The organism is Streptomyces sp. NPDC001848 (assembly GCF_042891915.1).
Classification (GTDB): Bacteria; Actinomycetota; Actinomycetes; order Streptomycetales; family Streptomycetaceae; genus Streptomyces.
The window spans coordinates 15,067-40,221 of record NZ_JBIATP010000025.1 but is presented as its reverse complement, the minus strand read 5'-3'; the positions used below and the strand labels follow the sequence as shown (position 1 = coordinate 40,221).

Genomic DNA, 25,155 nt, shown 5'->3' with positions numbered 1-25,155 from the left:
AGCCCGTCCTGGCGGAGTCGGCTGACGGGACAGTACCGGTCATGGCGGGGAGGGGTCGGCCATGACGTGAGGTACCGGTCATGGCGGGGCAGGGTCGGCGCGACGGGAGCCGGGGTCGGGCGCGACCGAGCAGGGTCGCTGTGACCGGGGCCGGATCGGCAATGACCCGGGCCGGGCGGGGGCATGACCCGGGCCGGGCGGGGGCATGACCAGGGCCGGGCGGGGGCATGACCGGGGCCGGGCGGGGCCGACCGTGTGGAACGTCCCGTTCGGGTGAGTGAGTTGTCCACAACCGCGGGGTAACCCACAGCCGTCCGCGGCCTCCACCGCGAAGCGTCATCGTGGATCGCGACCCGATCGCACGCACGACGCAGGTGGTGACCAGCATGTCCCGTACGTCCCGCGCCTTCCCTTCCCCTCCTCAGCAGCCCTACGCAGCGCTTCCGGCGCCCACATGGCCGCCCGCCGCCCTCTCCCCGCGTTCCGACACGCCTCCCACCTGTGCCGTGCCCCACTTCGCTCCCGTACGCGTCCGAGGAGGGCGGCAGCGACTGCGGCGGGTGGTGCGGTGCCGGAGGCGGGCCGTGGCCGCGGGACTGGCCGTCACCGCTGCCGCGCTCGTGGCGGCGGGGTCCGGCGGTGCCGAGGGCGCACGCGGACACCCGGACGCCGGCGCCCGCCCGACCGCCGCGGCGGCACGGGAGCCGCAACGGGTGGAGACGGTGAAAGCGCCCGTGCGGATCGCGGACGCGGCGGCCGTGCGGCTGTTGCGGCCCGGCGACCGCGTCGACGTGATCGCGGCCGACGGCGGCGGCCAGGCAAGGGTCGTCGCGGCCGGGGCCCGGGTGATGCAGGTGCCCGATGTCGATCCGACGGAGAACGGCGCGCTGCTGGTGCTCTCCGTGCCGCGCCCCGCGGCCGCACGCCTCGCCGGCGCCGGCGCCGGCTCACGGCTGGCGGTGACCCTGTGCTGAGCCCGGCGGCCCCCTTCCTCACGGCATGCGGTTGGACAGCCGTGGTACACCCTGCCGTAGGTTGCGGAGCTGTTTGTTCCGATGCGTGTGCAGTCGAGAAGGGTCCCGATGGTGAGCGAGACGAAGATGCCGGGTGTCCTGCAGGGCTTCAAGGCCTTCCTGATGCGGGGGAACGTCGTCGACCTGGCGGTCGCGGTGGTCATCGGCGCCGCCTTCACCGACATCGTGAACTCCGTTGTGAAGGGGGTCATCAGCCCGGTCGTGGGTGCACTCGGCACCAAGAGCCTGGACGGCTACAGCTCCTGCCTGAAGGGACCGTGCACGGGCACCGGCGCGAGCGCGACGGGCGTCCGCATACTCTGGGGCTCGGTCCTCGGCGCGACGCTCAACTTCCTGATCACCGCCGCCGTCGTCTACTTCCTGATGGTCCTGCCCATGTCCAGGTTCCTGGCCCGGCAGGAGGCCCGCCGCAAGGCGAAGCACGGCACCGGGGACGTGCCCGAGGTGACCGAGCTGGAGGTGCTCGAGGAGATCCGCGACGCCCTGGTCGCTCAGCGCGGCACCAATCGGACCGGGGCCTGATACACGTCAAGAGGCGGCGCGGGACGCGTCACAGGGCCTACAACCGGCCCTGTGACGGCTCTCACAGGTGGTGGGGCGGCTTCTCGTCCAGGAACCGCGCCAGATCGGCAGCGCTGTCGCCGCTCGGGCGGGGCCGTTCGCCCCATCCCAGATCCGTGTCGTCCGACGACTGCGTGCTCAGCGGGTCGTCGAAGACCAGGGCGTCCTTGGGCTCGGGCTTCGTATCCCGCGGTTCGCGGCCGGGGGTGGACGTCGGGGTGGTGCTCATAGCGTCCAGCGTACGTCCGCGGCACCGGGACGCGGCGTCGCGGCCTCGCAGGGAGGGGCGCTCGCCACGGGCCGAACACCGACAGCGCTGATTCCGCGGCACGGGGCCATGACTGGCGCAGCGCGACGGATCATGGGCCCATGACACGTGACGCTCTGACAGATGTCGCCGGCCTGCGCGTTGGGCACGCCACCCGGATCGGGGACGGCTGGCTCACCGGAACCACGGTCGTCCTCGCCCCGGAGGGCGGCGCGGTCGCGGCGGTCGATGTGCGCGGAGGCGGCCCCGGCACCAAGGAGACCGACGCGCTCGATCCACGCAACCTGGTGCAGAAGGTGGAGGCGGTCGTCCTGACCGGGGGAAGCGCCTACGGGCTCGACGCGGCATCGGGCGTCATGGCCTGGCTGGAGGAGCACGGACGTGGGGTGCGGGTGGGCCCCGATCCGTCCCACGTGGTGCCGGTGGTGCCCGCCGCCTGCGTCTTCGACCTGGGGCGCGGCGGTGACTTCAAGGCCCGCCCGGACGCGGCCATGGGCCGAGCCGCGGTCGAGGCTGCCGCCGCGAGCGAGCCGGGCGCGCCCGTGGCGGAGGGCTGCGTGGGCGCGGGCACCGGCGCGACGGTCGGACCGCTCAAGGGCGGCGTCGGCACCGCGAGTACCGTGCTGGACTCGGGGATCACGGTGGCCGCCCTGGTGGTGTGCAACGCGGTGGGCTCGGTGGTGGATCCGGAGACGGGCGCGCTGTACGGGGAGTTGGCCCAGGGGCGGGTCGGACGTCCGGCGCGTCAGGTGCACGAGGCCGCGCGACGACGGCTCGCCGAGGCAGCCGCGCGCCTGCCGCGCCCGCCGCTGAACACGACCCTCGCCGTGGTGGCGACCGACGCCGACCTCACCAAGGCGCAGGCTCAGAAGCTGGCGGGCGTGGCGCACGACGGTCTGGCGCGCGCCGTGCGGCCGGCGCACCTGCTGAACGACGGGGACACGGTCTTCGCGCTGGCGACCGGCGCCCGTCCACTCGCCGCCGGTGCCCCCCTCGCGCTGAACGAGGTGCTCGCGGCGGGCGCGGACCTCATGACGCGCGCGGTCGTGCGGGCGGTGCGCGCCGCGGAGCCGGTGGACGGACCGGGCGGGTCCTGGCCGTCGTACGAGGGGCTGTACGGCGCGCCAGAGGCGACATGACGGGAGGGCACGAGAGGCCCAAGTGCCTTGGGATGGCGGGCGATTGTCCCGGTTCTGTCACGTAAGTGGCGTGCGGCGTGACGGACGGGAACCCTTCAGCGCGGCGTTCGCTCTCTCTCCACGTACTCGAGCGGATCACGCAACCGAACGCACACCACGATGACCTGGAGAAGCCTGTGACAACGCCGGACATGCGAGCGCGGCGTGCACTGGGGGCCTGTGCCGCCCTGATGGTCGGCGCCCTGACCCTCACCGCCTGCGGCGGCAGCGCCAACGCCGACAACGACAAGGGCGGCAAGGGCTCCAAGGAGTCCGCCAAGGTGTCCGCCGCCCGGATCGCCATCTCCGCCAAGGACGGGTCGACCGGCGCGTCGATCAACACCACCGGGGTGAAGGTCAGCGACGGGAAGCTGACCGAGGTGAAGATGACGGTGGCGGGGACCGGCGCGGCGGTGCCGGGGGAGATCTCCGCGGACGGGACGGTCTGGAAGCCGAAGCAGCAGTTGGAGCGCGGGACGAAGTACCAGATCTCGGCCATCGCGAAGGACGCCGACAACCGGGTCGCCGCCGCCAACTCCATCTTCACCACGGTCACTCAGGCGGGCAGCTTCATCGGCACGTACACGCCCGACGACGGTGCGACGGTCGGTGTCGGCATGCCGGTGTCCTTCACGTTCGACAGGGCGATCACCGACAGGAAGGCCGTGCAGTCGCACATCACGGTGACGTCCAGCAGCGGACAGCAGGTGGTGGGGCACTGGTTCGACGCGCAGCGCCTGGACTTCCGGCCCGAGGACTACTGGAAGGCCGGTTCCAAGGTCACGATGAAGATCGACCTGGACGGTGTGGAGGGCACGAACGGCGTCCGCGGCGTGCAGAAGAAGACCGTCACGTTCACCATCGGCCGCTCCCAGGTCTCCACGGTCGACGCCAGGACCCAGACCATGACGGTGGTGCGGGACGGCAGGACACTGAAGACGATTCCGGTGTCGACCGGCAGCCCCCAGCACACCACCTACAACGGGCAGATGGTGATCTCGGAGAAGTTCACGCAGACGCGCATGAACAGTCAGACGGTCGGCCTCGGCGGCGAGTACGACATCCCGGACGTGCCGCACGCGATGCGGCTGACGACCTCCGGAACCTTCATCCACGGCAACTACTGGTACAACCAGGGCAACCCGCCTTTCGGTCACGAGGGCACCAGCCACGGCTGCGTGGGCATGGAGGACGTGCAGGGCGCGCAGGGGAACACGACCGCCAAGTGGTTCTACGACAACTCGCTGATCGGCGACGTGGTGATCGTCAAGAACTCCCCCGACACGACGGTCGCACCGGACAACGGCCTCAACGGCTGGAACATGCCGTGGAGCGAGTGGACCGCCGGAAGCACGGTGTGATCGATCGCGTGACCGGCCTCGTGAGCTGCCGTATTGTCAGAGGCATATGACAGCGGATCAGGCGCGTGGGAACCTGCCGCGCGGCCGGTTCGTTTTCCCGCCGTACGTTTTCTCGGTTCCCAGAGACGATGTCCGAGCGAGGGGCTACGGTATGCACCCACAAGGTGACATGCAGCAACGCCGGGAGAAACCTTGAGCGTCCCGTACGAGACGGCAGCGTACGAGCCGGCCGATTCGCCGGAGTCTCCTGAGGAGCACCTCGCGCGACTCCTCGGCCGCGCCCTGAACTCCTTCGAGCTGCCCGACGAGACGCTCGGGCGGCTCGACTGCGCGCTGGCGCACGACAGTTCACTGCACTCCGCGCACCACAGCGCGGGGCTGCACCGGGAGACGTACCGGCACACATGGCTGCTCGCGGACGGCTCGGCGGTCACCCTGTGGGAGCTCGTCCACAACACGGCGCCCGGTGGCCATCTCGAGCACGAGGTGTACGTGGACGCGGAGGAGCTGCGCACTGCCACGGCCCGGCTCCCGCTGCCGTCGGACACGCCCGACTTCGAACTGCCGGCGCTGGCGCAGTCGTCCCCGGTCCCCGAGCCCCGCCACGCGTATGCGCCGGACGACTCGGCGGACCACGCGCGCCGGCTGCTGCGCCGGGCGGAGAACCCGGACCGGCCGGGCTCGGACCTGGCGACGTTACTGCTGGACTCGGCCTTCGCGCACCAGATCACGCAGGCGTTCGGGCGGCCGTGCCGGGCCGGTCAGGCGGGGCTGTGTTTCTCGCTGTACGAGCACGCGTTCCTGCTGCGGGACGGCCGGGAGCTGTCCCTGTGGGAGGTCGAGCACACGGCGACACCGGACGGCCGGCACATGTGCGAGGTGTACGCCTCCGAGGAGGCGGCCCGGGAGGCGATGGAGCGCCGCGCGGCGAGGCCGGGCCAGCCGGCGGACACCGTCTAGTTCCCGAAGAGTCCCCGGTCCTTGGGATGCCCGTCACTGAAGCGCCGTACCAGGGCGGCGAAGGCGTCCCGTTCGGCCGCGGTGAGTTCGACGGAGTCCCAGTGCGGGGCGGTCCGCCGCTGCCGGGGCAGGCCCCGAAGGGTTCCGCGGTGACGCCGGGTCGCGTTCTCCCTTCGGTGGCGGCGCATGATCTGCAGCAGGCCGATCACCCAGAGGCCGGTCGCCAGGGCTGCGACGGCCACGGTGACCAACAGGAGGATCGACTCGTGCGCGGGCATGCCTCCAGTAGACACCACCAACCGGGCTTCCGGCCCTGGACCGTGACCAATCTCGCAGGTGCGACCACTGTGATGAGTGCGACGAGTACGGCGAGTCGCGGCGAAGACGGGCAAAGGACGAGGTAAGGACGCCATGAACGCGGTGGGGCCGCACCCCTGTTGAGGGGTGCGGCCCCACCGCGTTGGTACTGCCGCCGGATCAGGCGGCGACGGGCTGCTTGGAGTCGCGGGCCGGTACCGACGCTCCCGCGGCCTCCTTCGCGGAGCCCTCCGGGCTCTGCTTGCGCATGCCCTTGAGGATCACCACCAGGGCCGTGGAGACACAGACACCGGCGACGAGGGCGACCAGGTAGAGGAACGGGTTGCCGATCAGCGGGACCACGAAGATGCCACCGTGCGGGGCGCGCAGCGAGGCGCCGAAGCCCATCGACAGGGCGCCGGTGATCGCGCCGCCGACCATCGACGAGGGGATGACGCGCAGCGGGTCGGCCGCCGCGAACGGGATCGCGCCCTCGGAGATGAAGGAGGCGCCGAGCACCCAGGCGGCCTTGCCGTTCTCACGCTCGGTCTGTGTGAACAGCTTGCCGCGCACGGTCGTTGCGAGGGCCATCGCCAGCGGCGGGACCATACCGGCGGCCATCACCGCGGCCATGATCTTCATCGCGGAGTCGCTCGGGTTGGAGACCGCGATACCGGCGGTGGCGAAGGTGTAGGCGACCTTGTTGACCGGGCCGCCGAGGTCGAAGCACATCATCACGCCGAGCAGCGCGCCGAGCAGGATGGCGTTGGTGCCGGACAGGCCGTTCAGCCAGTCGGTGAGGCCCTTCTGCGCGGTGGCGATCGGCTTGCCGACGACGACGAACATCAGGAATCCGACGATCGCCGAGGAGATCAGCGGTATCACCACCACCGGCATGATGCCGCGCAGCGCCTGGGGGATGTCGATCTTCTGGATCGCCATCACCACACCGCCGGCGAGGAGACCGGCCACCAGACCGCCGAGGAAGCCCGCGTTGATGGTGAGGGCGATCGAACCGCCGACGAAGCCGGGCACCAGACCGGGGCGGTCCGCCATGCCGTAGGCGATGTAGCCGGCCAGGACCGGGACCAGGAAGCCGAAGGACACGGCGCCGATCTGGAAGAGCAGCGCGGCCCAACTGTCGCCCTGGGTCCACACGAAGTGGTCCATGACCGACGGCGCCTTGTTGATCTTGTAGCCGCCGATGGCGAAGCCGAGGGCGATGAGCAGACCACCCGCGGCGACGAACGGGACCATGTAGCTCACGCCGGACATCAGCCACTTGCGCAGCTTGGTGCCGTAGCCCTCGGTCGAGTCACCGCTCCGCTCCACCGGCGTGGGCGCGGAACCGGACGTCACCTCGCCGCGGGCGGCCTTCTCGCGCACCTCGGCGATCAGCTCGGCGGGCCGGTTGATGCCCGCCTTCACGCCGACGTCGACGGTCGGCTTGCCGGCGAAGCGGTCCTTCTCCCGCACGGGGACGTCATGGGCGAAGATCACGGCGTCCGCCGCCGCGATGACGGCCGGATCGAGCCGCGTGAAGCCGGCCGAGCCCTGGGGCTCGACGACGAGTTCGACACCCGCCTCGCGGCCCGCGTTCTCCAGCGACTCGGCGGCCATGTAGGTGTGGGCGATACCGGTCGGGCAGGAGGTGACGGCGACGATACGGAACGGGCGCTCGGCCGCCTCCTCACCGGCTGCCTCCGAGGAGTCGGCGGAGGTCGTGGGCTCCTCGACCGCCGCCGGGGCCTCGGCCGCCGCCGAAGCCTCGGCCGCCGGGGCCTCGTCGCCGCGGACGAGCGCGGCCGCCGCCGCCGCGTCCTTCACGGCCCGCAGCGCGGACGTGAACTCGGTGTTCATCAGCTGACGGGCCAGCGAGGACAGGATGGTCAGGTGCGCGTCGTCCGCGCCCGCGGGGGCGGCGATCAGGAAGATCAGGTCGGCGGGGCCGTCCGCGGCGCCGAAGTCGATGCCCCGGACACTGCGCCCGAAGGCGAGGGTCGGCTCGGTGACGTACTCGCTGCGACAGTGCGGGATGCCGATGCCGCCGTCGAGGCCGGTCGGCATCTGCGCCTCGCGGGCGGCCACGTCGGCGAGGAAGCCCTCCAGGTCGGTCACCCGGCCCTGGGCCACCATCCGCTCGGCGAGGGCACGGGCCGCCGCTTCCTTGGTGTCGGCGGACAGGTCGAGGTCGACCAGGTCCGCGGTGATCATCTCGCTCATCGCGGGCTCCTTCGCACGCGTATCGCCCGGGGGGTGCCATGGGCGGTGGTGGGGACGGGGGTGAGGTGAGGTGCTACGGGGAGACAGGGAGCGGCGGGGCCGGGGAAACCCCGCTTCTCGGCGGCCGCGACGGGGGCGGTCGCCTTCTGCCGGCTCGGGTGTGCGCTCATGAGACGGGCTCCGTCAGCGCACGGTCCACGGGTACCTCCGACGTGACGGTCACGGCGGAGAGGTCGAGGTCGGCGGGGGTCGGCATCACGCTGCCGGGCAGCTGCACCGCCGCGGCGCCATGGGCGACGGCCGAGGCCAGGGCCTCCGGGCCGCTGCCGCCCGCGATCAGGAAACCGGCGAGGGAGGAGTCACCGGCTCCGACGTTGGAGCGTACGACATCGACGCGGGCGCTGCCGAACCATGTCCCCGCGGCGTCCACGAGCAGCTGCCCGTCCGCGCCGAGGCTCGCGAGCACGGCGCCCGCGCCCATCGCGCGCAGCTCTTCGGCGGCCTTGGCCGCGTCGCCCACCGTGGCGAGGGGGCGCCCGACGGCCTCGGCGAGTTCCTCTGCGTTCGGCTTCACCACGTCCGGGCGCTCACGCAGGGCGGCGAGCAGCGCCGGGCCGGAGGTGTCGAGCGCGATCCGGGCGCCCGCGGCGTGCGCACGGGCCACCAGGTCGGCGTACCAGGACGGGGCGAGGCCGCGCGGGAGGCTGCCGCAGCAGGTGATCCAGGTGGTGTCGGCCGCCTGGTACTGCGCGCGGACCGTTTCCAGGAGGAGTTCGGCCTCGGCCGGGGACAGCTCCGGGCCGGGTGCGTTGATCTTGGTGAGGGTGCCGTCGGGTTCGGCGACCGCGATGTTGGAGCGGGTGGCTCCGGCGATCGGAACCGGTGCGACGTCGATGCCCTGGGCGTGCAGCAGATCGGCGACGAGTGCACCCGGCGCACCACCGAGGGGCAGGACGGCGACCGTGCGCTGCCCGGCGGCCGCGACCGCGCGCGAGACGTTCACGCCCTTGCCGCCCGGGTCCACCTGTTCGCCGGTGGCCCGGATGACCTCGCCGCGGTCGAGGGAGGGGACCTCGTAGGTGCGGTCGAGGGAGGGGTTCGGGGTGACGGTGAGAATCATGCGCGCACTACTTCCGTGCCGCCGCGCTCGATCGCGGTGGCGTCCTCGGGGCTCAGCCCGCTGTCGGTGATCAGCAGGTCCACATCACCGAGGTCGCCGAACCGGGCGAAGTGCTCCTGGCCGTACTTGGAGGAGTCGGCGAGCAGCACCACCCGGCGCGCGGCGCGGATCGCCGCGCGCTTGACGGCGGCCTCGGCGAGGTCGGGCGTGGTCAGTCCGTGGTCGGCGGAGAAGCCGTTGGCGGCGATGAACAGGACGTCGGCGCGGATCTCTCCGTAGGCGCGCAACGCCCAGGCGTCCACCGCGGCGCGCGTACGGTGCCGGACGCGCCCGCCGACCAGATGGAGCTGGATGCCGGGGTGGTCCGCGAGGCGCGCCGCGGTGGGCAGGCTGTGCGTGACGACGGTGAGCCGCGCGTCCAGCGGGATCGCCCCCGCCAGCCGGGCGACCGTCGAGCCGGCGTCGAGGATCATCGTGCCCTCGCCCGGCAGCTCCGCGAGGGCCGCCTTGGCGATCCGGTCCTTCTCGTCGGCCGCCGTGGACTCCCGTTCGGCGAGGTCCGGCTCGAAGTCCAGGCGCCCGGCGGGGATGGCACCGCCGTGCACCCGCCGCAGCAGGCCCGCGCGGTCGAGGGCCTTGAGGTCGCGGCGGATCGTCTCGGCCGTGACCTGGAACTCCTCGGCCAGCGAGACGACGTCGACCCGGCCGCCGTCACGGGCGAGACGGAGGATCTCCTGCTGTCGCTCCGGTGCGTACATGTCTGTTCACCTCCGACTCATGCCCGAACGTGTGGTTTCAGGTCGGAGGCTACGTCCGAATTTCCGGAAAGTAAACAGCTTGGGGCCACGGAACGGACACGAACGGGCATCGCCCCGCGTGCACTCCCGGAAGTTCGGCTACCGGGTTGCCCCGATCGGTCGTACGCCGTCCGCGGGTTGGATGTCGTGGCTCGCGCCGTTCCCCGCGCCCCTTTCGGGGCGCTCCACGACGCCCCCCTCCCTATGCTGCGCCGGCCGCTTGGGCAGGGCGAACATCAGCACGAAGATCACCAGCATCACCGCCGCCACCCAGCCGAGGGCGTGCTGGAAGGCGTGTACGAAGGCCGGGCCGACCTGTGCGGGGGTCAGCCGGTCGTCGATCTCACCGAAGAAAACCACCGACACGAGCCCCAGGCCGAGCGCGTTGCCCATCTGCTGCACCGTGTTGATCAGGCCGGACGCAGATCCGGCGTGCTCGCGCGGCACCTCGGACAGGATCGCGTCCGTCAGCGGGGCGACGATCAGACCCATGCCCGCCCCCATGACCACCAGCGGCAGCGCCATCTGCCAGGAGGCGATCGACCGGCCGTACCGGTGGGCCTCCGCCATGTAGAGGAGCACGCCCGCCGCCATCACCAGCGCACCCGCCTGCAGCACCTTGCGGCCGAACCGCGGGACCAGCTTCTGCACGGACATCCCCGCCGCCGTGGAGACCGCGATCGAGAAGGGCACGCCCGTCAGCCCCGCCCGCAGCGCGCTCCAGCCGAGGCCGACCTGCATGTACAGCGTCCAGACCAGGAAGAAGATGCCGAGGCCGACCCCGAACACCGTCTGCACCGCGATGCCGGCCGCGAAGCTCTTCACCCGGAACAGGGACAGTTCGACCAGCGGGGAACCGTCGCGCGCGGCCTTCCGCCTCTCGTACGCCACCAGCGCCCCGAAGACGACGAGCGCGCCCGCCATCGACGCGTACCCCCACAGCGGCCAGCCCAGCTCCCGGCCGCGGGTGAGCGGGTAGAGCAGCATCAGCAGGCCCAGCGTGACCAGGGCGACGCCGACGAGGTCGAGCCGCAGGGCCCGCGGCGCCTTCGACTCGGTGATGAAACGCCGGCCCAGAAGGTACGCGGCGACGCCGACCGGCAGGTTGATCAGGAAGATGGGCCGCCACTGAAGCCCGAACAGGTTCCACTCGGTCAGCAGCGCTCCGAGGAGCGGCCCGGAGACGGCACCCAGCCCGACGATCGCGCCGAACAGGCCAAAGACCTTGCCCCGCTCGTGCGCCGGGAAGGTGGCGTGCACGATCGACAGCACCTGCGGCACCATCATCGCGGCCATCGCGCCCTGCAGGATCCGGGAGGCGACGAGCATCTCCGGGTCGGCGGCGAAGCCGCACAGCGCCGAGGCGAGCGTGAAGCCGCCGATGCCGATCAGGAAGAGGCGTTTGCGCCCGTGGATGTCGCCGAGCCGTCCGCCGGTGATGAGTCCCGCGGCGAAGGCGAGCGCGTAACCGGCGGTGATCCACTGGATCTGGCTGAACGACGCACCCGCCTCCCGCTGGATCGACGGAATGGCGATGTTGACGATCGTGACGTCGACGAGGTCCATGAAGGCCGCGGTCATCACGATCGCGAGCGCGAACCAGCGGCGGCGGTCGCCGCCCGCGCCCGCGGCCGGCTGCAGTGCAGCGGCACTGCTGAGGGTGTTCTCCGTGGAGGTCATGCGCCGAAGCTACGGCCGTATTAGGCCAGATCCCGTCCTAGTTCTCCGGCATCCTCGTCCCATGACGACAGACACCCCGGCCCGGCTCCTCCAGCTGCTCTCCCTGCTCCAGACCCCGCGCGAGTGGCCCGGCGGCGAGCTGGCCGAGCGGCTCGGGGTGTCGCGGCGCACCGTCCGGCGGGACATCGACCGGCTGCGCGAGCTGGGCTACCCGGTGCAGGCGACCAAGGGTGCCGACGGCGGGTACCGGCTGGTCGCCGGGAAGGCCATGCCGCCGCTGGTGCTCGACGACGAGGAGGCCGTGGCCATCGCGGTCGGGCTGCGGGCGGGCGCCGGGCACGCGGTCGAGGGCGTGGAGGAGGCGTCCGTACGGGCACTGGCCAAACTCGAACAGGTGCTGCCGAGTCGGCTGCGTCACCGTGTCGCCACCCTGCAGGCCGCCACCACGCCGCTGACCAGCGGGGACGGGGCGAGTATCGCGCCGGAGACGCTGACCGTGATCGCCTCGGCGATCGCGGGCCGGGAGCGGCTGCGGTTCGCGTACCGCTCCGGGGACGGCACTCCGTCGCGGCGCCTGGCGGAGCCGTACCGGCTGGTGTCGACGGGGCGCCGCTGGTACCTGGTCGCCTACGACCTTCAGCGCGAGGACTGGCGGACGTTCCGGGTCGACCGGGTCACCGAGCCGTTCGCGACGGGCGCCCGGTTCGCGCCGCGGGAGCTGCCGACGGGGAGCGCGGCGGAGTTTCTGCGGCAGTCGGTGTACCGGCGGCAGGAGACGTACGAGTTCGAGGCGACCTTCGCCGCGCCGGCCGACTTCGTCGCGGCGCGCATCCCCCGGTGGGTCGGCATCCCCGAGCCGCTCGACGAGCACAGCTGCCGGCTGCGGGGTGTGGCGAGCGACTCGCTGGAGTGGCTGGCGGTACGGCTCGCGCTGGTCGACTGTGAGTTCACGGTGCACCGTCCGGCCGACCTCGTCGCCTCGGTACGGGACCTGGGGGCGCGGCTGGGCCGGGCGGCGGGCGCGTCGCGGACGGCATAGGTCCACCGGTGGGCATCCGCCGTGCAGAGCGGGTGATCTTGTGGTGCTGTGACACAATCTGCCATCCGGGCCGCCCCGGGGTTCAGGTCCGGGGCGACCCGTTGACATGCCCCTGCCGTGACGTTCGGCGTACGAAGAGCCGGGCCCCGACGCCAGGGGGGAGTGGCGCCGGGGCCCGGCCCGGGGAGAGTCCCGGCGCCGGGGGGAGTGCGTCGGGACTCGGCTCTGTGGATGCAGCGACCGTGCGGTCCCGGAACCCGGAGGTCTTGTGCCCCGGACCCAGGGGTTCGATGCGGCGCGACTGCACTGCCGTTACGCCGCCGCGTCGAAGCCGGTCTGGCGGGCCAGCTTCTTCAGCTCCAGCAGGGCGTGCTTCTCGATCTGGCGGATGCGCTCACGCGTCAGGCCGTGCTCCTTGCCGACCTCCGTCAGGGTGCGCTCCCGGCCGTCCTCGATGCCGTACCGCATCTTGATGATCGACGCCGTGCGGTCGTCGAGCCGGCCGATCAGGTCGTCCAGTTCCTCACTGCGCAGCAGCGTGAGCACCGACTGCTCCGGCGACACCGCGGAGGTGTCCTCGAGCAGGTCGCCGAACTGGGTCTCGCCCTCGTCGTCCACCGACATGTTCAGCGACACCGGGTCGCGGGCCCAGTCGAGGACGTCGCTGATCCGCTCCGGCGTGGCGTCCAGCTCGGCCGCGATCTCGGCGGGCTCCGGGTCCCGGCCGTTCTCGCGGTTGAACTCGCGCTGGACGCGGCGGATACGGCCCAGCTCCTCGACCAGGTGGACGGGCAGCCGGATGGTGCGCGACTGGTCGGCTATCGACCGCGTGATGGCCTGGCGGATCCACCAGGTGGCGTAGGTGGAGAACTTGAAGCCCTTGCGGTAGTCGAACTTCTCGACGGCACGCACCAGGCCCGCGTTCCCCTCCTGGATCAGGTCGAGCAGCGGCAGGCCGCTGCGCGGATAGCGCCGCGCGACGGCGACGACCAGACGGAGGTTGGAGCGGATGAAGATGTCCTTGGCCCGCTCCCCCTCGGCGACCAGGGCTTCCAGCTCCTCACGGGTGGCATCCGCCTTGGCCTCCTCCTCGCCGTCGAGGATCTGCCGTGCGAACACGCCCGCCTCGATGATCTGGGAGAGCTCGACCTCCTTGGCGGCGTCGAGCAGGGGCGTACGCGCGATCTCGTCGAGGTACATGCCGACCAGGTCGCGGTCGGCAATGTCTCCGCCCTGGGCGCGAACACTGCTTGCCGCGGCGTCGATGTTTTCGCCCTCGGCGGCCTGGCGACGGGCGACGGCACGGGTTGCCATGCGTGCTCCCTTGCGTTGGGGGTCCCCCCGCTCGGCGAAGCCGAGACCGGGGGAGGGCTAGCGGATGGTCTGGTAACGATTCGGCCACCCTTCCGGGTGCCCGGCATCCGAAGGAAACAACGACTGGAATCCGGACAGAATTCCCAACCCGCCCCTCATTTTTTCTGATCATGCAGTACCCTGTCCCGCCACACTAAGAGGCGGGGCAATGACAGAACGTACACACATCCAGGTCAGGCCGGGAGTCGAGGGCGACCTCGGCACTCTCACGGACATCTACAACCACTACGTACGTGAGACGCCCATCACATTCGACACCACGGTCTTCACCCCCGAGGAGCGCCGCCCCTGGCTGCTCTCCCACCCTGAAGACGGGCCGCACCGGCTGATGGTTGCCACGGACGGCGAGTCACAGGAGATCCTGGGGTACGCCACCTCCAGCGCCTTCCGACCGAAGCCGGCGTACGCGACCTCGGTCGAGGTCACGATCTACCTCGCCCCGCACGCGACCGGCCGCGGCGTCGGCACACACCTCTACACGGCCCTCTTCCGGGCCCTGGCGGGCGAGGACCTGCACCGCGCCTACGCGGGCATCGCCCAGCCGAACGAAGCGTCCGTGCGTCTGCACGAACGCTTCGGCTTCCGCCACGTCGGCACCTACCGGGAGGTGGGCCGCAAGTTCGGGCGGTACTGGGACGTGGCCTGGTACGAGAAGGACCTCCAGCAGGACCTCCAGACCCCTCTGGACCCCGCCGCCGCGCAGTCCTCTTCGGCCACCGTCATCCGAACTGCACCGACCGCTTCGCCATTCCCATCCAGAAGCCGTCGATGACGGACTTCTGCGCGTCGAGCTCACCGCCGGCCTCCGCCGCGCCCATGGTCACGAACAGCGGGGCGAAGTGCTCGGTACGCGGGTGCGCGTAGCGGCCGGCCGGGGCCTTGTTCAGGAAGTCCAGCAGGGCGTCCCAGTCGCGCGCCTCGAGGGCGCGGCGGCCCCAGTCGTCGAACTCCGAGGACCAGGTGGGCACTCCCCCGCCCGCGTGCCGCAGAGCGGCCAGGTTGTGGGTGAAGAAGCCGGAGCCGACGATCAGCACGCCCTCGTCGCGCAGCGGGGCCAGCTTGCGGCCGATCTCCATCAGCCTCACCGGGTCCAGGGTCGGCATGGAGATCTGCAGGACCGGGATGTCGGCCTCGGGGAACATCTCGACGAGCGGGACGTACGCGCCGTGGTCGAGGCCACGGTCCGGGATGTCCTGGACGGGAGTGCCGGGGGCGCGCAGCAGCTTGCGCACGGCGTCGGCGAGCTGCGGGGCGCCCGGAGCCTCGTATCGCACCCGGTAGTAGTGCTCCGGGAAGCCCCAGAAGTCGTAGACCAGCGGGACGGTGCGCGTGGCGCCGAGGGCGAGCGGGGCCTCCTCCCAGTGGGCGGAGACCATCAGGATCGCCTTGGGGCGCGGCAGGTCGACGGACCAGGCGGCGAGCTGGCCGGGCCAGACCGGGTCGTCGGCCAGCGGGGGCGCACCATGGCTCAGATAGAGGGCGGGCATGCGCCGGGGCGCGATGCGCTCCTCGATGGCGGCGGACATGGCGACAGCTCCCTAACTACTTGAACTATCAAGCTCTCTCGCGAGTGAGGCTACGCCTTACTTGTTTAAATTTCAAGAAGGCGCCTCGTACAGTGGTGTACATGAAGACGGCACCCGCTGATGACACCCGCTGGCTCACCGACGAGGAGCAGCGCACCTGGCGTGCGTACATGCACGCCGTCACCCTTCTCGAGGACCACCTGGACCGTCAGCTGCAGCGCGACGCGGGGATGCCGCACGTCTACTACGGACTGCTCGTCCAGCTCGCTGAGGCACCGCGCCGGCGGCTGCGGATGACCGAGCTGGCCATGCGGGCGAAGATCACGCGTTCCCGGCTCTCGCACGCCGTCGCACGCCTGGAGAAGAACGGCTGGGTGCGGCGCGAGGAGTGTCCCTCGGACAAGCGGGGGCAACTCGCGGTCCTCACGGACGAGGGGTACGAGGTGCTGGCGCGCACCGCGCCCGGGCATGTGGCGGCCGTGCGGCAGGCCCTGTTCGACCGGCTCACGCCCGAGCAGCAGAAGTCACTCGGCGAGATCATGTCGATCGTCGCGGAGGGTCTGCAGCCCAAGGAGGCCGGGGCGGACCTGCCCTGGCTCCGCTGAACCGGGACCTGTCCTGGCTCCGCTGAGCCGGGGCCGGACGCCGCTCGGGGCAGGGGTCACGCCGAGAGCCCATCGGACACAGGTCGCGCCCCGAGTCCACCGGACACAGATCCAGATCCGCCCCGGCCCCACCAGACACAGATCCGCCCCGGCCCCACCGGATCGGCGGAGCCGGGGCGGATTCCTTCAGACGTACGGACGAGACGTCCCCTTCCTCGTCCGTGCCCATGGGCTCGGTTCTCTACGGATACCCCTCTGGACGCGCCTCAGTGGGCGACCACCGGGACCTGCACCTCGTCCTCGGTGCCCTCGCCCGCACCCTGGCCGGAGACCGACGCGGCACCCGGGCGACCGGCGTTCACGAAGGTCAGGGCGACCGTCGCGGCGAGCACGAGGATCCCGACGGCGAACCAGATGGCTCCGGTGTAGCCGTGCACCATGCCCTGCAGCTGGACCAGTTGGGCCTGCGGCTTGGAGGTGGCGGTGGCGATGTGGTCCTTGATGTAGGAGGCCGTCGCCGAGGACGCGATCGTGTTCAGCAGGGCCGTGCCGATCGCACCGCCCACCTGCTGCGAGGTGTTGACCATCGCGGAGGCGACACCGGCGTCCCGCGGCTGGACCCCGTAGGTGGCCAGGGACATGGCCGGCATGAACGCCGTACCCATGCCGAGGCCGAGCAGCACCAGCGCCGGCAGCACCAGGAAGCCGTACGACGAACCGACCTGCAGCTGGGCCAGCAGCAACATGCCGGTGGCCGCGACCAGGAAGCCGGGGCCCATCAGCAGCCGCGCCGGGACGCGGGTCATCAGCCGGGTGCCGATCTGGGTGGAGCCGGTGATCATACCGGCGACCATCGGAAGGAAGGCGAAGCCGGTCTTGACCGGCGAGTAGCCCTTGACGACCTGCAGGTAGTAGGTGAGGAACAGGAACGTGCCGAACATCGCGATGATCGCGAGGCCGAGCGAGAGGTAGACACCGCCGCGGTTGCGGTCGGTGATGACGCGCAGCGGCAGCAGCGGGGCCTTGAGCCTCGACTCGGTGAACACGAAGGCCGCGAGCAGCACCACCGAGGCGACGAACAGGGTGATCGTCAGCGAGTCGCTCCAGCCGTCGGACTCGGCACGGGTGAAGCCGTAGACCAGCGAAACCAGACCCAGGGTGGACAGGACGACGCCGGGGATGTCGAGCGGCGAGCGGTTGCGGCTGCCCTGGGGCTCACGGATGACGAAGTACGCGCCGGCCGCGGCGACGATGGCGAACGGGACGTTGACGAAGAACGTCCAGCGCCAGTCCAGGTACTCGGTGAGGAAGCCACCGAGGATCAGACCGACGGCACCGCCACCACCGGCGATCGCGCCGTAGATGCCGAACGCCTTGGCGCGTTCCTTGGCGTCGGTGAACATCACCGCGAGCAGGGAGAGCGCGGCGGGGGCGAGCAGGGCGCCGAAGACGCCCTGGAGGGCGCGGGCGCCGAACATCATCGCGCCGCTCTGCGCCGCGCCGCCGAGCGCGGAGGCCGCGGCGAAGCCGGTCAGACCGAGCACGAAGGCCCGCTTGCGGCCCCACAGGTCGGCGATCCGGCCGCCGAAGAGGAGGAGACCGCCGAAGGCGAGGGCGTAGGCGGTGACGACCCACTGCCGGTCGCCGTCGGATATCCCCAGGTCCTGCTGGGCGGACGGGAGGGCGATGTTCACGATGGTGGCGTCGAGGACCACCATCAGCTGGGCGAGCGCGATGAAGACGAGCGCCCTCCAGCGATTGGCGTCGGGGACGCCAGGGGCCGTTGAGGCTGTTTGAGACATGGGGGTACCCACTCCGGGACGTCGTAGAGAAAGAGGTGACGGAAGGTGACGAAAGTGGCGGATGATGACGGCTCGTCGTCGTTGACGGCCGGAAGCTCTGCTGTGAGGGATGACCTGGGCGGGGCCCAGAACTAATCGCTGGATGTCGCTACCTGTCGTTACTGATCGCTCAGGACTGGCGCAGCTCCTCCACGGTCACGGCGGTGCCCGGCAGCGTCGAGCGGGCGGGAGCCCGCAGACCGTCCAGGAACAGCTGAAGATGGCGGTGAAGGAAACGGTCGACGTTGAAGCACGCCGTGCCGGCCGGGGGCCGACTGAGCTGGGCCATGGCGACCATCAGGTCGCCGACGCCCACGTCGGGACGGAGCGTGCCGGCCGCCTTGGCGCGGTCCATGAGCTCCTCGACGAGCCGCTCGACGCGCTGTCGGGCCGCTTCCAGGTCCGGGTGGTGCTTGTCGAACGTGCCGGAGAGCATGGGGCACAGCGCGCTGATCCGCTCGTCTGCGGCGGCGTGCGCGAAGCGCTCCAGCGCCTCGAAGGGGTCGGCCTCCTCGGCCAGCGCCTGTTCCGCGACCTCGGAGGTACGGTCCATGACCGAGCAGACGACCTCGCGGACCAGGGCGTCGCGGTCGGGGAAGTTGCGGTACACCGTGGCGTTGCCGACGCCGGCCCGGCGGGCGATCTCGTCGAACGGCACGTCGGGGCCGAACTCGACGAACATCTCCCGGGCGGCGGTGGCGATCCGCTCCCGGTTGCGCAGGGCATCGGCCCGCGGCCGGGACGCCCGTTGCTGCACGTGGAGGGCGGTCTGCACGGCGTACTCCTCGGGGAGAGGCGAGTGGATCACGATCCGGGGATTGAGTCCCCGTTTCGCTCGGACACTGGGCTAAACGGGGAATCGGTCCCCGGTTATTTCCCGACACGCATCCTTTCCTTGTGACCTGTGTCACATCCCTGGGTCGTCGGCCGATCCCCACACCTCCCCACCGCCACCGTCACCCTTCCCCCGCCCCCGAACCCCTCGTTCGGCCTCCCCCAGCGCGCGCCCCCGCACCCCGCGGCACAGGGTGATCGCAAGGGTGCAGCCCGTGAGGCCGCGGCTGCCGTGGAGCGAAGGGCCACCGCATGCAGCTGTCCCGCCGCCGGATACGCCCGCGACGCGCCGCCTCGCTCGCCTCGGTCACCCTCCTGACGCTGGCGGTCTCCACCTCCGCCGGCACGGCACCCCTGACGGCGGGCTCCACGACCGCGGGCCCCATAGCCCCGGCGCGCGCCTCGGCGCTGCGCCCCTGCATGCTCCACGGTCACAACCGCGTGCTGATGCCGGAGAGCATCCCCACCCCCACCGGCTACGCCCGCTCCACCGGCACCGTCCACGCCCTGAACCTGATGATCGATTTCTCCGACGCCCCAGGCCAGGGCAACGCGCTCGACCGGCTCGCGGAGTTCGTCCCGCAGACCCGCCAGTGGTTCACCACCAGCTCCTACGGCCGTCTCGACTACCGCACCGAGGCCCCGATACGCCACTGGCTGCGCATGCCGAAGCCGTTCAGGGCGTACGGCATACAGCGCGGTGCCCCCTTCGACCCCGGCTACCGCGAACTGGTGCAGGACATCGTGACCGCCGCCGACCCCCAGGTCGACTTCCGCCACTACGACCTGGTGAACGTACTCGTCACCCCGAACGCCGGCCCCTCCGCCCTGGACACCGTCCTGTCGGTGACCTTCGCCGGCAACGCCGAGGCCCCCGTCGCCGACGGCGTCCCCGTCTCCAACGCGTCCTTCATCTACAGCCGCCAGGACGACGGCTCCGGCTCCTACCCGCAGACCGGCTTCCGGGTCCTGCCCCACGAGAACGGCCACGTCTTCGGCCTGCCCGACCTCTACACCCAGGAGGGCGGCGGCGCCGTCGGGCACTGGGACATCATGAGCGAGGACTGGGGCGCCGACAACGACATGCTCGCCTGGCACAAGTGGAAGCTCGGCTGGCTCGACGACTCCCAGATCACCTGTGTGACCGCGCACGGCACCGGCGAGTACACGCTGACCCCGCTGGCCCGTGCCGGCGGCCGCAAACTGGTCTTCCTGCCGATCAGCTCCAGGGCCGGCTACGCCCTGGAGCTGCGCACCCGCGAGGGCAACGACGCGGTGGTGTGCCGACCCGGTGTCCTCGTCTACCGCGTCGACGCGGACGTCGACACCGGCAACGGTCCCATCCAGGTCTACGACTCCACACCCGACAGCGGCGGCTGCTCCCGCAGCCCGAACGTGCAGGCCGAGCTGTCCGACGCACCGTTCGTACCCGGGCAGAGCTTCGCGGACCCCAGGGAGGGGATCGTCCTCACCGTCGAGGCGAAGGAGCCGTCCGGCGACTACCGGGTCCGGGTGACCCGGCGCTGACGCGCCCGGAGGTGCCCCACCGAAGGCATACGGAGGTTCGGGGGCCCTGCGCCGTGGATGACACGGCGCGCGGCGGGCCCCGCATTACCGTGACCCCATGCTCCCGAACGTCACCCCGGCACCGGACACCGCCATCCCGGCCGAAGCCGTCGCCCCCCTCATGCGCGGCCTCAACGTGCTGCGGCGGCTCACCGACGCCGACGGCAGCTGCAGCCTCAGCGCCCTGGAGCGGGCCAGCGGGCTCGCCCGGTCCACGGTCGACCGGATCACGGCCACCCTCGCCCGGATGGAGTACGTACGACTCGACGGGCGGGACGTCGTGCTCGCGCCGCGGCTGATGGAGCTGGGCAACGCCTACCTCGCGGCGCTGCGGCTGCCGCAACTGCTGGACGCGCACGCGGACGCGCTCGCCGACGAGCTGGACGAGTCGGTGTCGCTCGCGGTCGCCGACCTGGACGGCATCCGCTTCATCCACCAGGCGACCCGGCGCCGCGCGATGTCGCTGAGCTTCCGCATCGGCGATCTGCTGCCCGCTGAACGCACCGCTCCGGGGCCGCTGTTCGCGACCGAATGGGAAGAGGACGACTGGGCGCGGTGGCACGCACGGCGCGCGGCGGACCCCGAGGACCGCTGCTTCCCGGCGGTGCCGGCGCGCAGCCGCCCGCTCGACGGTTCCGGAGGCCACAGCCTGGGTGACGACTTCGAGGAGCGTACGGGACGGGCGCGGGCCAGGGGGTGGGCGCTGGACGACCAGTTGATCGAGCCGGGCCTGGTGGCCCTTTCCATGCCCGTGCGGGAGGCGGACGGCCGGATCGCCTGTGTGGTGAGCGTGGTCAGCCACACCAGCCGACACACGGTGGACGATCTGCGCCAGGCGCTGCTGCCCCGACTGCGCACGGCGGTCGCGGCGATGGAGCGGGAGCTGCGCGAGGCGCCGCCCGCGGTGCCCACGGCGCCCTCGGGGCTCGCGGCCTGGACAGGGGCGTCCAAGCAGGAGCTGGGGCGGGAGTTCGTGGAGTCGCTGGCCCGCGGTCTGACGGTGATCACGTCGTTCGGGGAGGGCCGCTCCGAGCTGACGCTGACGGAGGTGGCCGAGGCGACCGGGCTGGCCCGGGCCACGGCACGGCGGGCGCTCATCACGTTGGAGCACCTCGGCTACGTCACCACCCACGGCCGCTTCTTCCGGCTCACCCCGCGCGTGCTGGGCCTCGGCTTTCCGCCGCTGTCGCGCACGACCCTGTCGGACATCGCGACCCCGCACCTGACCGCCCTGTCCGATCGGGTGCACGAGTCGACGTCGCTGGCGGTGCTGACGGGTGACGACATCCAGTACACGGCCCGGGTGGCCCCGAGCCGCATCATGAGCGTCAACGTCACGGTCGGCGCCCGGCTGCCGGCCTACGCGACCGCGCTGGGCCGGGTGATGCTCGCGGACCTGCCGGAGCCGCCACTGCCCGAACCGGCCCCGCTGACGCGGCTGACGGTCACGGACCCGGCCGAGCTGAGGGCCGTGCTGGACCGCGTACGGCGCGACGGGTACGCCCTGGTCGACGGGGAACTGGAGGAGGGGCTGCGGTCGATCGCGGTTCCGGTGCGGGAGCGAGGGGGCCGGGTGGTGGCGGCGGTCAACGTGGCCATGCACAGCAGCCGCCGTACGCCCGAGGAGTGCGTGACGGACATCCTGCCGCAGCTGCACGCGACGGCGGCGCGGATCGAGGCGGACCTCGGGGTGGCGGGGCGGTTCCGGAGGGTGCCGAACACCTGACCAGGTGACGGTTGGGGGACTGCGGCCCGGCGGCGTTGCTTCCTCGCGACCTCGCCCTCGCGACGGGACGGGGCGGGACGAGGCGCGACTCGACGGGTGGCCACGGGACGCCATGGGATGCGACGGGACGGGACGGATCAGACCACCTCCGCCTGTCTGCCGGTGGCCATCACCCTGCGCAGCGTCGGCGCCGTGGCGATGCGCGGCAGGAGCAGCGACCAGAAGCGGGTGAGCGTGATGCGGGACAGCCAGCGCACGTCGTGCCCGCCCAGCTCGGCGAAACCGACCGTCGCGCCCACCACCGTGGCCACGAGGTCCCGGGGCGCGACATCGGAGAGGAGCCCTTCCCGCGCGCACCGGGCGACGATGTCGTCCACCCAGGCGTGCCACCGCTCGTGGAGGCTCACCCCGCGGCCGGCGTCCTCCGCGACCCCGTCGAGGCAGAATCCGGCGCGCAGGACCACGTCCTGACGCAGGCTCAGCAGCAGCGCATGACTTGTGTCAACCAGCGCCTGCAGCGAACCGCCGAGTTGGGGCGGCGGTCGCTCGGCGGAGACGATCCGGTCGAACCGCCCGGCCGCCGCGCTCCGCACGGCCGCGGCGAGGTCGGCCTTGCTGGGGAAGTGGAAGTGCAGCGCACCGTTGCTGACCCCGGCCCTGGCGCTGATCGTCGCCAGCGAGACCAACTCGTAGCCGTCGCGGCTGAACAGTTCGGCGGCGGACTCGATCAGGGCGTTGCGCGTGCGGACAGCACGTTCTTGCTTGGCCATCAGACGCTCCGTTGCTGCGCGGGTACGAAGAGCATAACAAACCGTCCATGCGGTTTGATCCTCTCCGCTCAGTTTCGCCAGTTCGCGAGTTCGCCAGTTCAGCCGGTTCAGCCAGCCCGCCACCTCCCCAGTCCCCCTCAGTCCCCTGAGTTCCGTCAGTCGGGGCGAAGCACGACCGGCAGAGCACCGTAGCCGTGGACGATGAAGGACCGCACCGGCTCGATCTCATCGAGGGGAATCGCCGACCTCAGGCCCGGGAACCGGGTGAAGAGCGCCGCCAGGGCGGACGTCGCCTCCAACCGGGCCAGGGGCGCGCCCAGGCAGCGATGGACACCGTGCCCGAAGGCCAGGTCGTCCCTCCGACCGGGCCGCAGTACGTCGAAGACACTCACCTCGTCCCCGTACGCCTCGGGGTCCGCGGCCGCACCCGCGAAGGAGACCAGGATCGGATCGCCCTTCCTGATGAGCACCCCGTCCAGCTCGATGTCCTCGACGGCGAACCGCATCGGCGAGTAGGCGGCGGGCGCGTGCGTGCGCAGCGTCTCGGCCACCACGTCGGCCCAGTCCGCGCGGCCCTGAAGGACGTGCGCGCGCTGCTCCGGGTGCGCGCACAGGGCTCCGACGGCGTTGGTGATGAGGGTGCAGGTCGTCTCCTGGCCCGCGGCGATCATCAGGTAGAGCGTGCCGAGGAGTTCCTGCTCGGTCAGCCGGCCGTCGTCGCTGTCCCGGACCTCGATCAGCGCGGTCGTCAGATCGTCGCCGGGCCTGGCCCGTTTCGCCGCGACCAGTTCGCCGAGCATCCCGAAGACCCGCACCTGCGCCGCGGCCATCTCGTCCCCGGGCACCGCCGTACCGAACACCAACTCCAGGTCGGCGCAGAGCGGTTCGCGCGCCTCGTCGGCGACGCCGAACAGCTCGCAGATCACTCGCATCGGCAGCACCTTGGCGAACCGGTCCCGCAGGTCGACCACTTCGCCGTCCGCAAGCGCCTCCAGCTCGTCGAGCAGCTCCCCGGTGAGCTGCTCGACGCGGGGCCGCAGCGCCTCGGTACGGCGGACGGTGAAGGCTGCGGCGACCAGCCGGCGCAGCCGCGCATGGCTGTCCCCGTAGGCGAAGAGCATGTTCTCGTTCGCCACCCACGGGTACAACGGCCAGTCCTCACCGACACGGCCGGCGACGAAGTCGGGCCAGTGCCGGCGGGCGTCCTTCGAGACCCGGGGATCCATGAGGAGTCGCTTGACGTACTTCTGTCGTACGACGGCCCAGGCGCGCACCCCGCCCGGCAGTTCCACCTCGACGGCGGGCCCCCGCGACCGTAACCGCGCGGTCTCGCCCGGCAGGTCACGTCCGGTCACGTCAAGGGCGTACGGGCACTCCGTCATGTCCATGGAGGTGCACTCCGTTCGATCGGTCGGCCGACCGGCCGGTCACCGGTCGGTCCGCTTGCTCGCGTTCTTGCTCGCGTTCTTGCTCGCGCACCTGCTCGCGCTCTTGCTCGCGTACCTGCTCGTGTTCTTGCTCGCGATCCTGCTCACGCTCTTGCTCGCGCCGTCTCATCGCGGCTTCGAACACCTTCGGCCCCCGCTCCGGAGAGAAGTCCAGGCGGACGAGGATCCCCGGTACGGCCACGGACGGCATCAGGAACCGATAGAGATCGACGACCCGTTCCGCCAGGTCCACTCGCTCGGTCATGATCCGCGACAGGACCTGGACCCCGGTGAACGCGCCGACGAACAGCTTGGCGAGCGCGGTGACATCGACGTGCGGGAGGAGTTCGCCCCTCTGCTTGGCCTCCTCGAAGAGGGCCTGCGTGTGCTCGGTCCACTCCTGCATCGGAACCCGGCGGTTGAGGTGGTCCTTGGGCGACCCCTGGTCCACGGTCAGGCGCACGCTTCCCTGGACGATCGGGTCGCCGGTGTCGCCGCGGAGCAGGTACGACAGCAGCAGCGCCTCGTCCAGCGACTCCTGCAGCTTCAACTCCTGCTCGGCGACGCGCGGCAGCGAGGAGACCTGCTCGGCCAGCACCGCCTGGGCCAGCTCCTGCTTGGAGCCGAAGTGGAAGTACAGGGCACCCTTGGTGACGCCCGACCTGCTCAGTACGTCGGAGATCGTCGCCGCCTCGTACCCGACCTCGTCGAACACCTGCGCAGCGGCGACCAGGATCGCCCGCCGCGTACGAATGGCCCGCTCCTGCCGTGCCACAAGCCGTCCCCTCTCCGTCGCACCGGACAATAAAACCAGGCAAACGGTTTTACAACCCTGATGCTGAGCGGGAGAGAAACGGATACTCATGGGTGAAAAGGGGCTGAACGGTAGCCATGAAGGCCCTAGAGGCGGCCGGAGGGGTTGAAAAGAAAACCGGTTGGTACGTATCTTCGATTCTGCTTCGCGCCTG

General features: G+C 71.3%; 21 protein-coding genes and 2 pseudogenes. 10 read left to right on the top strand and 13 right to left on the bottom strand.

Annotated elements, in window-relative coordinates:
- Nucleotides 1-584 precede the first annotated feature (584 nt).
- Together ACFYZJ_RS35590 and mscL are read left to right on the top strand one after the other, a co-directional pair.
- A complete protein-coding gene (locus tag ACFYZJ_RS35590) occupies nt 585-974 on the top strand; it encodes a hypothetical protein (RefSeq protein WP_388575462.1) in 390 nt (129 codons plus the stop codon).
- A 111-nt stretch (nt 975-1,085) separates the two neighbouring features.
- Nucleotides 1,086-1,556 (top strand): large conductance mechanosensitive channel protein MscL, encoded by a 471-nt coding sequence (gene mscL, locus ACFYZJ_RS35585; RefSeq protein ID WP_388575625.1) that lies wholly within the window; start codon nt 1,086-1,088, stop codon nt 1,554-1,556.
- A 61-nt stretch (nt 1,557-1,617) separates the two neighbouring features.
- On the opposite strand, the gene ACFYZJ_RS35580 is transcribed toward mscL, so the two are convergent.
- Nucleotides 1,618-1,824 (bottom strand): hypothetical protein, encoded by a 207-nt coding sequence (locus ACFYZJ_RS35580; RefSeq protein ID WP_388575459.1) that lies wholly within the window; start codon nt 1,822-1,824, stop codon nt 1,618-1,620.
- A gap of 140 nt (nt 1,825-1,964) precedes the next feature.
- On the opposite strand from ACFYZJ_RS35580, the gene ACFYZJ_RS35575 reads away from it, so the two are divergent.
- The 3 genes from ACFYZJ_RS35575 (at nt 1,965) to ACFYZJ_RS35565 (ending at nt 5,362) form a co-directional block, all read left to right on the top strand.
- Nucleotides 1,965-3,002, top strand: a complete 1,038-nt coding sequence (locus ACFYZJ_RS35575) for a P1 family peptidase (protein ID WP_388575456.1) — start codon at nt 1,965-1,967, stop codon at nt 3,000-3,002.
- 176 nt (nt 3,003-3,178) lie between these two features.
- A complete protein-coding gene (locus ACFYZJ_RS35570) occupies nt 3,179-4,402 on the top strand; it encodes an Ig-like domain-containing protein (protein WP_388575454.1) in 1,224 nt (407 codons plus the stop codon).
- A 192-nt stretch (nt 4,403-4,594) separates the two neighbouring features.
- Complete coding sequence (locus tag ACFYZJ_RS35565) at nt 4,595-5,362, top strand: DUF6227 family protein (RefSeq protein WP_388575451.1); 768 nt, start codon at nt 4,595-4,597, stop codon at nt 5,360-5,362.
- Here ACFYZJ_RS35565 and ACFYZJ_RS35560 read toward each other — a convergent pair.
- From ACFYZJ_RS35560 to ACFYZJ_RS35540, 5 genes are all read right to left on the bottom strand, one after another.
- On the bottom strand, nt 5,359-5,640 hold the full coding sequence (locus ACFYZJ_RS35560) for a hypothetical protein (RefSeq protein WP_388575448.1): 282 nt from the start codon (nt 5,638-5,640) through the stop codon (nt 5,359-5,361). The genes ACFYZJ_RS35565 and ACFYZJ_RS35560 overlap by 4 nt on opposite strands.
- Nucleotides 5,641-5,839: 199 nt before the next feature.
- A complete protein-coding gene (locus tag ACFYZJ_RS35555) occupies nt 5,840-7,882 on the bottom strand; it encodes a fructose-specific PTS transporter subunit EIIC (RefSeq protein ID WP_388575445.1) in 2,043 nt (680 codons plus the stop codon).
- A 166-nt stretch (nt 7,883-8,048) separates the two neighbouring features.
- Nucleotides 8,049-9,002 (bottom strand): 1-phosphofructokinase, encoded by a 954-nt coding sequence (gene pfkB, locus ACFYZJ_RS35550; protein ID WP_388575442.1) that lies wholly within the window; start codon nt 9,000-9,002, stop codon nt 8,049-8,051.
- Nucleotides 8,999-9,760: a DeoR/GlpR family DNA-binding transcription regulator gene (locus ACFYZJ_RS35545; protein WP_388575439.1), complete on the bottom strand. Its 762-nt coding sequence runs from the start codon at nt 9,758-9,760 to the stop codon at nt 8,999-9,001. The genes pfkB and ACFYZJ_RS35545 overlap by 4 nt, the downstream gene beginning before the upstream one ends.
- A gap of 138 nt (nt 9,761-9,898) precedes the next feature.
- Nucleotides 9,899-11,479, bottom strand: a complete 1,581-nt coding sequence (locus tag ACFYZJ_RS35540; protein WP_388575436.1) for an MFS transporter — start codon at nt 11,477-11,479, stop codon at nt 9,899-9,901.
- 61 nt (nt 11,480-11,540) lie between these two features.
- Here ACFYZJ_RS35540 and ACFYZJ_RS35535 point away from each other — a divergent pair, with 61 nt between their 5' ends.
- A complete protein-coding gene (locus tag ACFYZJ_RS35535) occupies nt 11,541-12,518 on the top strand; it encodes a helix-turn-helix transcriptional regulator (protein WP_388575434.1) in 978 nt (325 codons plus the stop codon).
- 312 nt (nt 12,519-12,830) lie between these two features.
- Here ACFYZJ_RS35535 and ACFYZJ_RS35530 read toward each other — a convergent pair whose 3' ends face one another.
- Entirely contained in the window at nt 12,831-13,832 is a 1,002-nt protein-coding gene (locus ACFYZJ_RS35530; protein WP_388575431.1) for an RNA polymerase sigma factor RpoD/SigA, read from the bottom strand.
- A 208-nt stretch (nt 13,833-14,040) separates the two neighbouring features.
- Between ACFYZJ_RS35530 and ACFYZJ_RS35525 the strand changes: the two are divergent.
- Nucleotides 14,041-14,553 (top strand): annotated as a pseudogene (locus ACFYZJ_RS35525) (GNAT family N-acetyltransferase); the annotation flags it as partial.
- A gap of 58 nt (nt 14,554-14,611) precedes the next feature.
- Here ACFYZJ_RS35525 and ACFYZJ_RS35520 read toward each other — a convergent pair.
- Nucleotides 14,612-15,418: a dioxygenase gene (locus tag ACFYZJ_RS35520; protein ID WP_388575428.1), complete on the bottom strand. Its 807-nt coding sequence runs from the start codon at nt 15,416-15,418 to the stop codon at nt 14,612-14,614.
- A gap of 101 nt (nt 15,419-15,519) precedes the next feature.
- Between ACFYZJ_RS35520 and ACFYZJ_RS35515 the strand changes: the two genes are divergently transcribed.
- Entirely contained in the window at nt 15,520-16,023 is a 504-nt protein-coding gene (locus ACFYZJ_RS35515; RefSeq protein ID WP_388575425.1) for a MarR family winged helix-turn-helix transcriptional regulator, read from the top strand.
- Nucleotides 16,024-16,289: 266 nt separating this feature from the next.
- Here ACFYZJ_RS35515 and ACFYZJ_RS35510 read toward each other — a convergent pair whose 3' ends face one another.
- Together ACFYZJ_RS35510 and ACFYZJ_RS35505 are read right to left on the bottom strand one after the other, a co-directional pair.
- Complete coding sequence (locus tag ACFYZJ_RS35510) at nt 16,290-17,825, bottom strand: MFS transporter (RefSeq protein WP_388575422.1); 1,536 nt, start codon at nt 17,823-17,825, stop codon at nt 16,290-16,292.
- Nucleotides 17,826-17,994: 169 nt separating this feature from the next.
- Nucleotides 17,995-18,639 carry a TetR/AcrR family transcriptional regulator gene (locus tag ACFYZJ_RS35505; RefSeq protein ID WP_388575622.1) on the bottom strand — a complete coding sequence of 215 codons (645 nt, stop codon included), beginning with the start codon at nt 18,637-18,639 and terminating at the stop codon, nt 17,995-17,997.
- Between the two features lie 311 nt (nt 18,640-18,950).
- Between ACFYZJ_RS35505 and ACFYZJ_RS35500 the strand changes: the two genes are divergently transcribed.
- Nucleotides 18,951-20,225, top strand: coding sequence for a M6 family metalloprotease domain-containing protein (locus tag ACFYZJ_RS35500; protein ID WP_388575419.1), 1,275 nt, complete (start codon nt 18,951-18,953; stop codon nt 20,223-20,225).
- A 97-nt stretch (nt 20,226-20,322) separates the two neighbouring features.
- Nucleotides 20,323-21,990 (top strand): IclR family transcriptional regulator C-terminal domain-containing protein, encoded by a 1,668-nt coding sequence (locus ACFYZJ_RS35495; protein ID WP_388575416.1) that lies wholly within the window; start codon nt 20,323-20,325, stop codon nt 21,988-21,990.
- Between the two features lie 137 nt (nt 21,991-22,127).
- Here ACFYZJ_RS35495 and ACFYZJ_RS35490 read toward each other — a convergent pair whose 3' ends face one another.
- From ACFYZJ_RS35490 to ACFYZJ_RS35480, 3 genes and pseudogenes are all read right to left on the bottom strand, one after another.
- Nucleotides 22,128-22,760: a ScbR family autoregulator-binding transcription factor gene (locus tag ACFYZJ_RS35490; protein ID WP_388575413.1), complete on the bottom strand. Its 633-nt coding sequence runs from the start codon at nt 22,758-22,760 to the stop codon at nt 22,128-22,130.
- Between the two features lie 155 nt (nt 22,761-22,915).
- The gene (locus ACFYZJ_RS35485; RefSeq protein WP_388575410.1) at nt 22,916-24,148 is read right to left on the bottom strand and encodes a cytochrome P450; all 1,233 of its coding nucleotides are present in this window, start codon (nt 24,146-24,148) and stop codon (nt 22,916-22,918) included.
- Nucleotides 24,149-24,296: 148 nt separating this feature from the next.
- Nucleotides 24,297-24,962 (bottom strand): annotated as a pseudogene (locus ACFYZJ_RS35480) (ScbR family autoregulator-binding transcription factor); the annotation flags it as partial.
- Between the last annotated feature and the right edge of the window lie 193 nt (nt 24,963-25,155).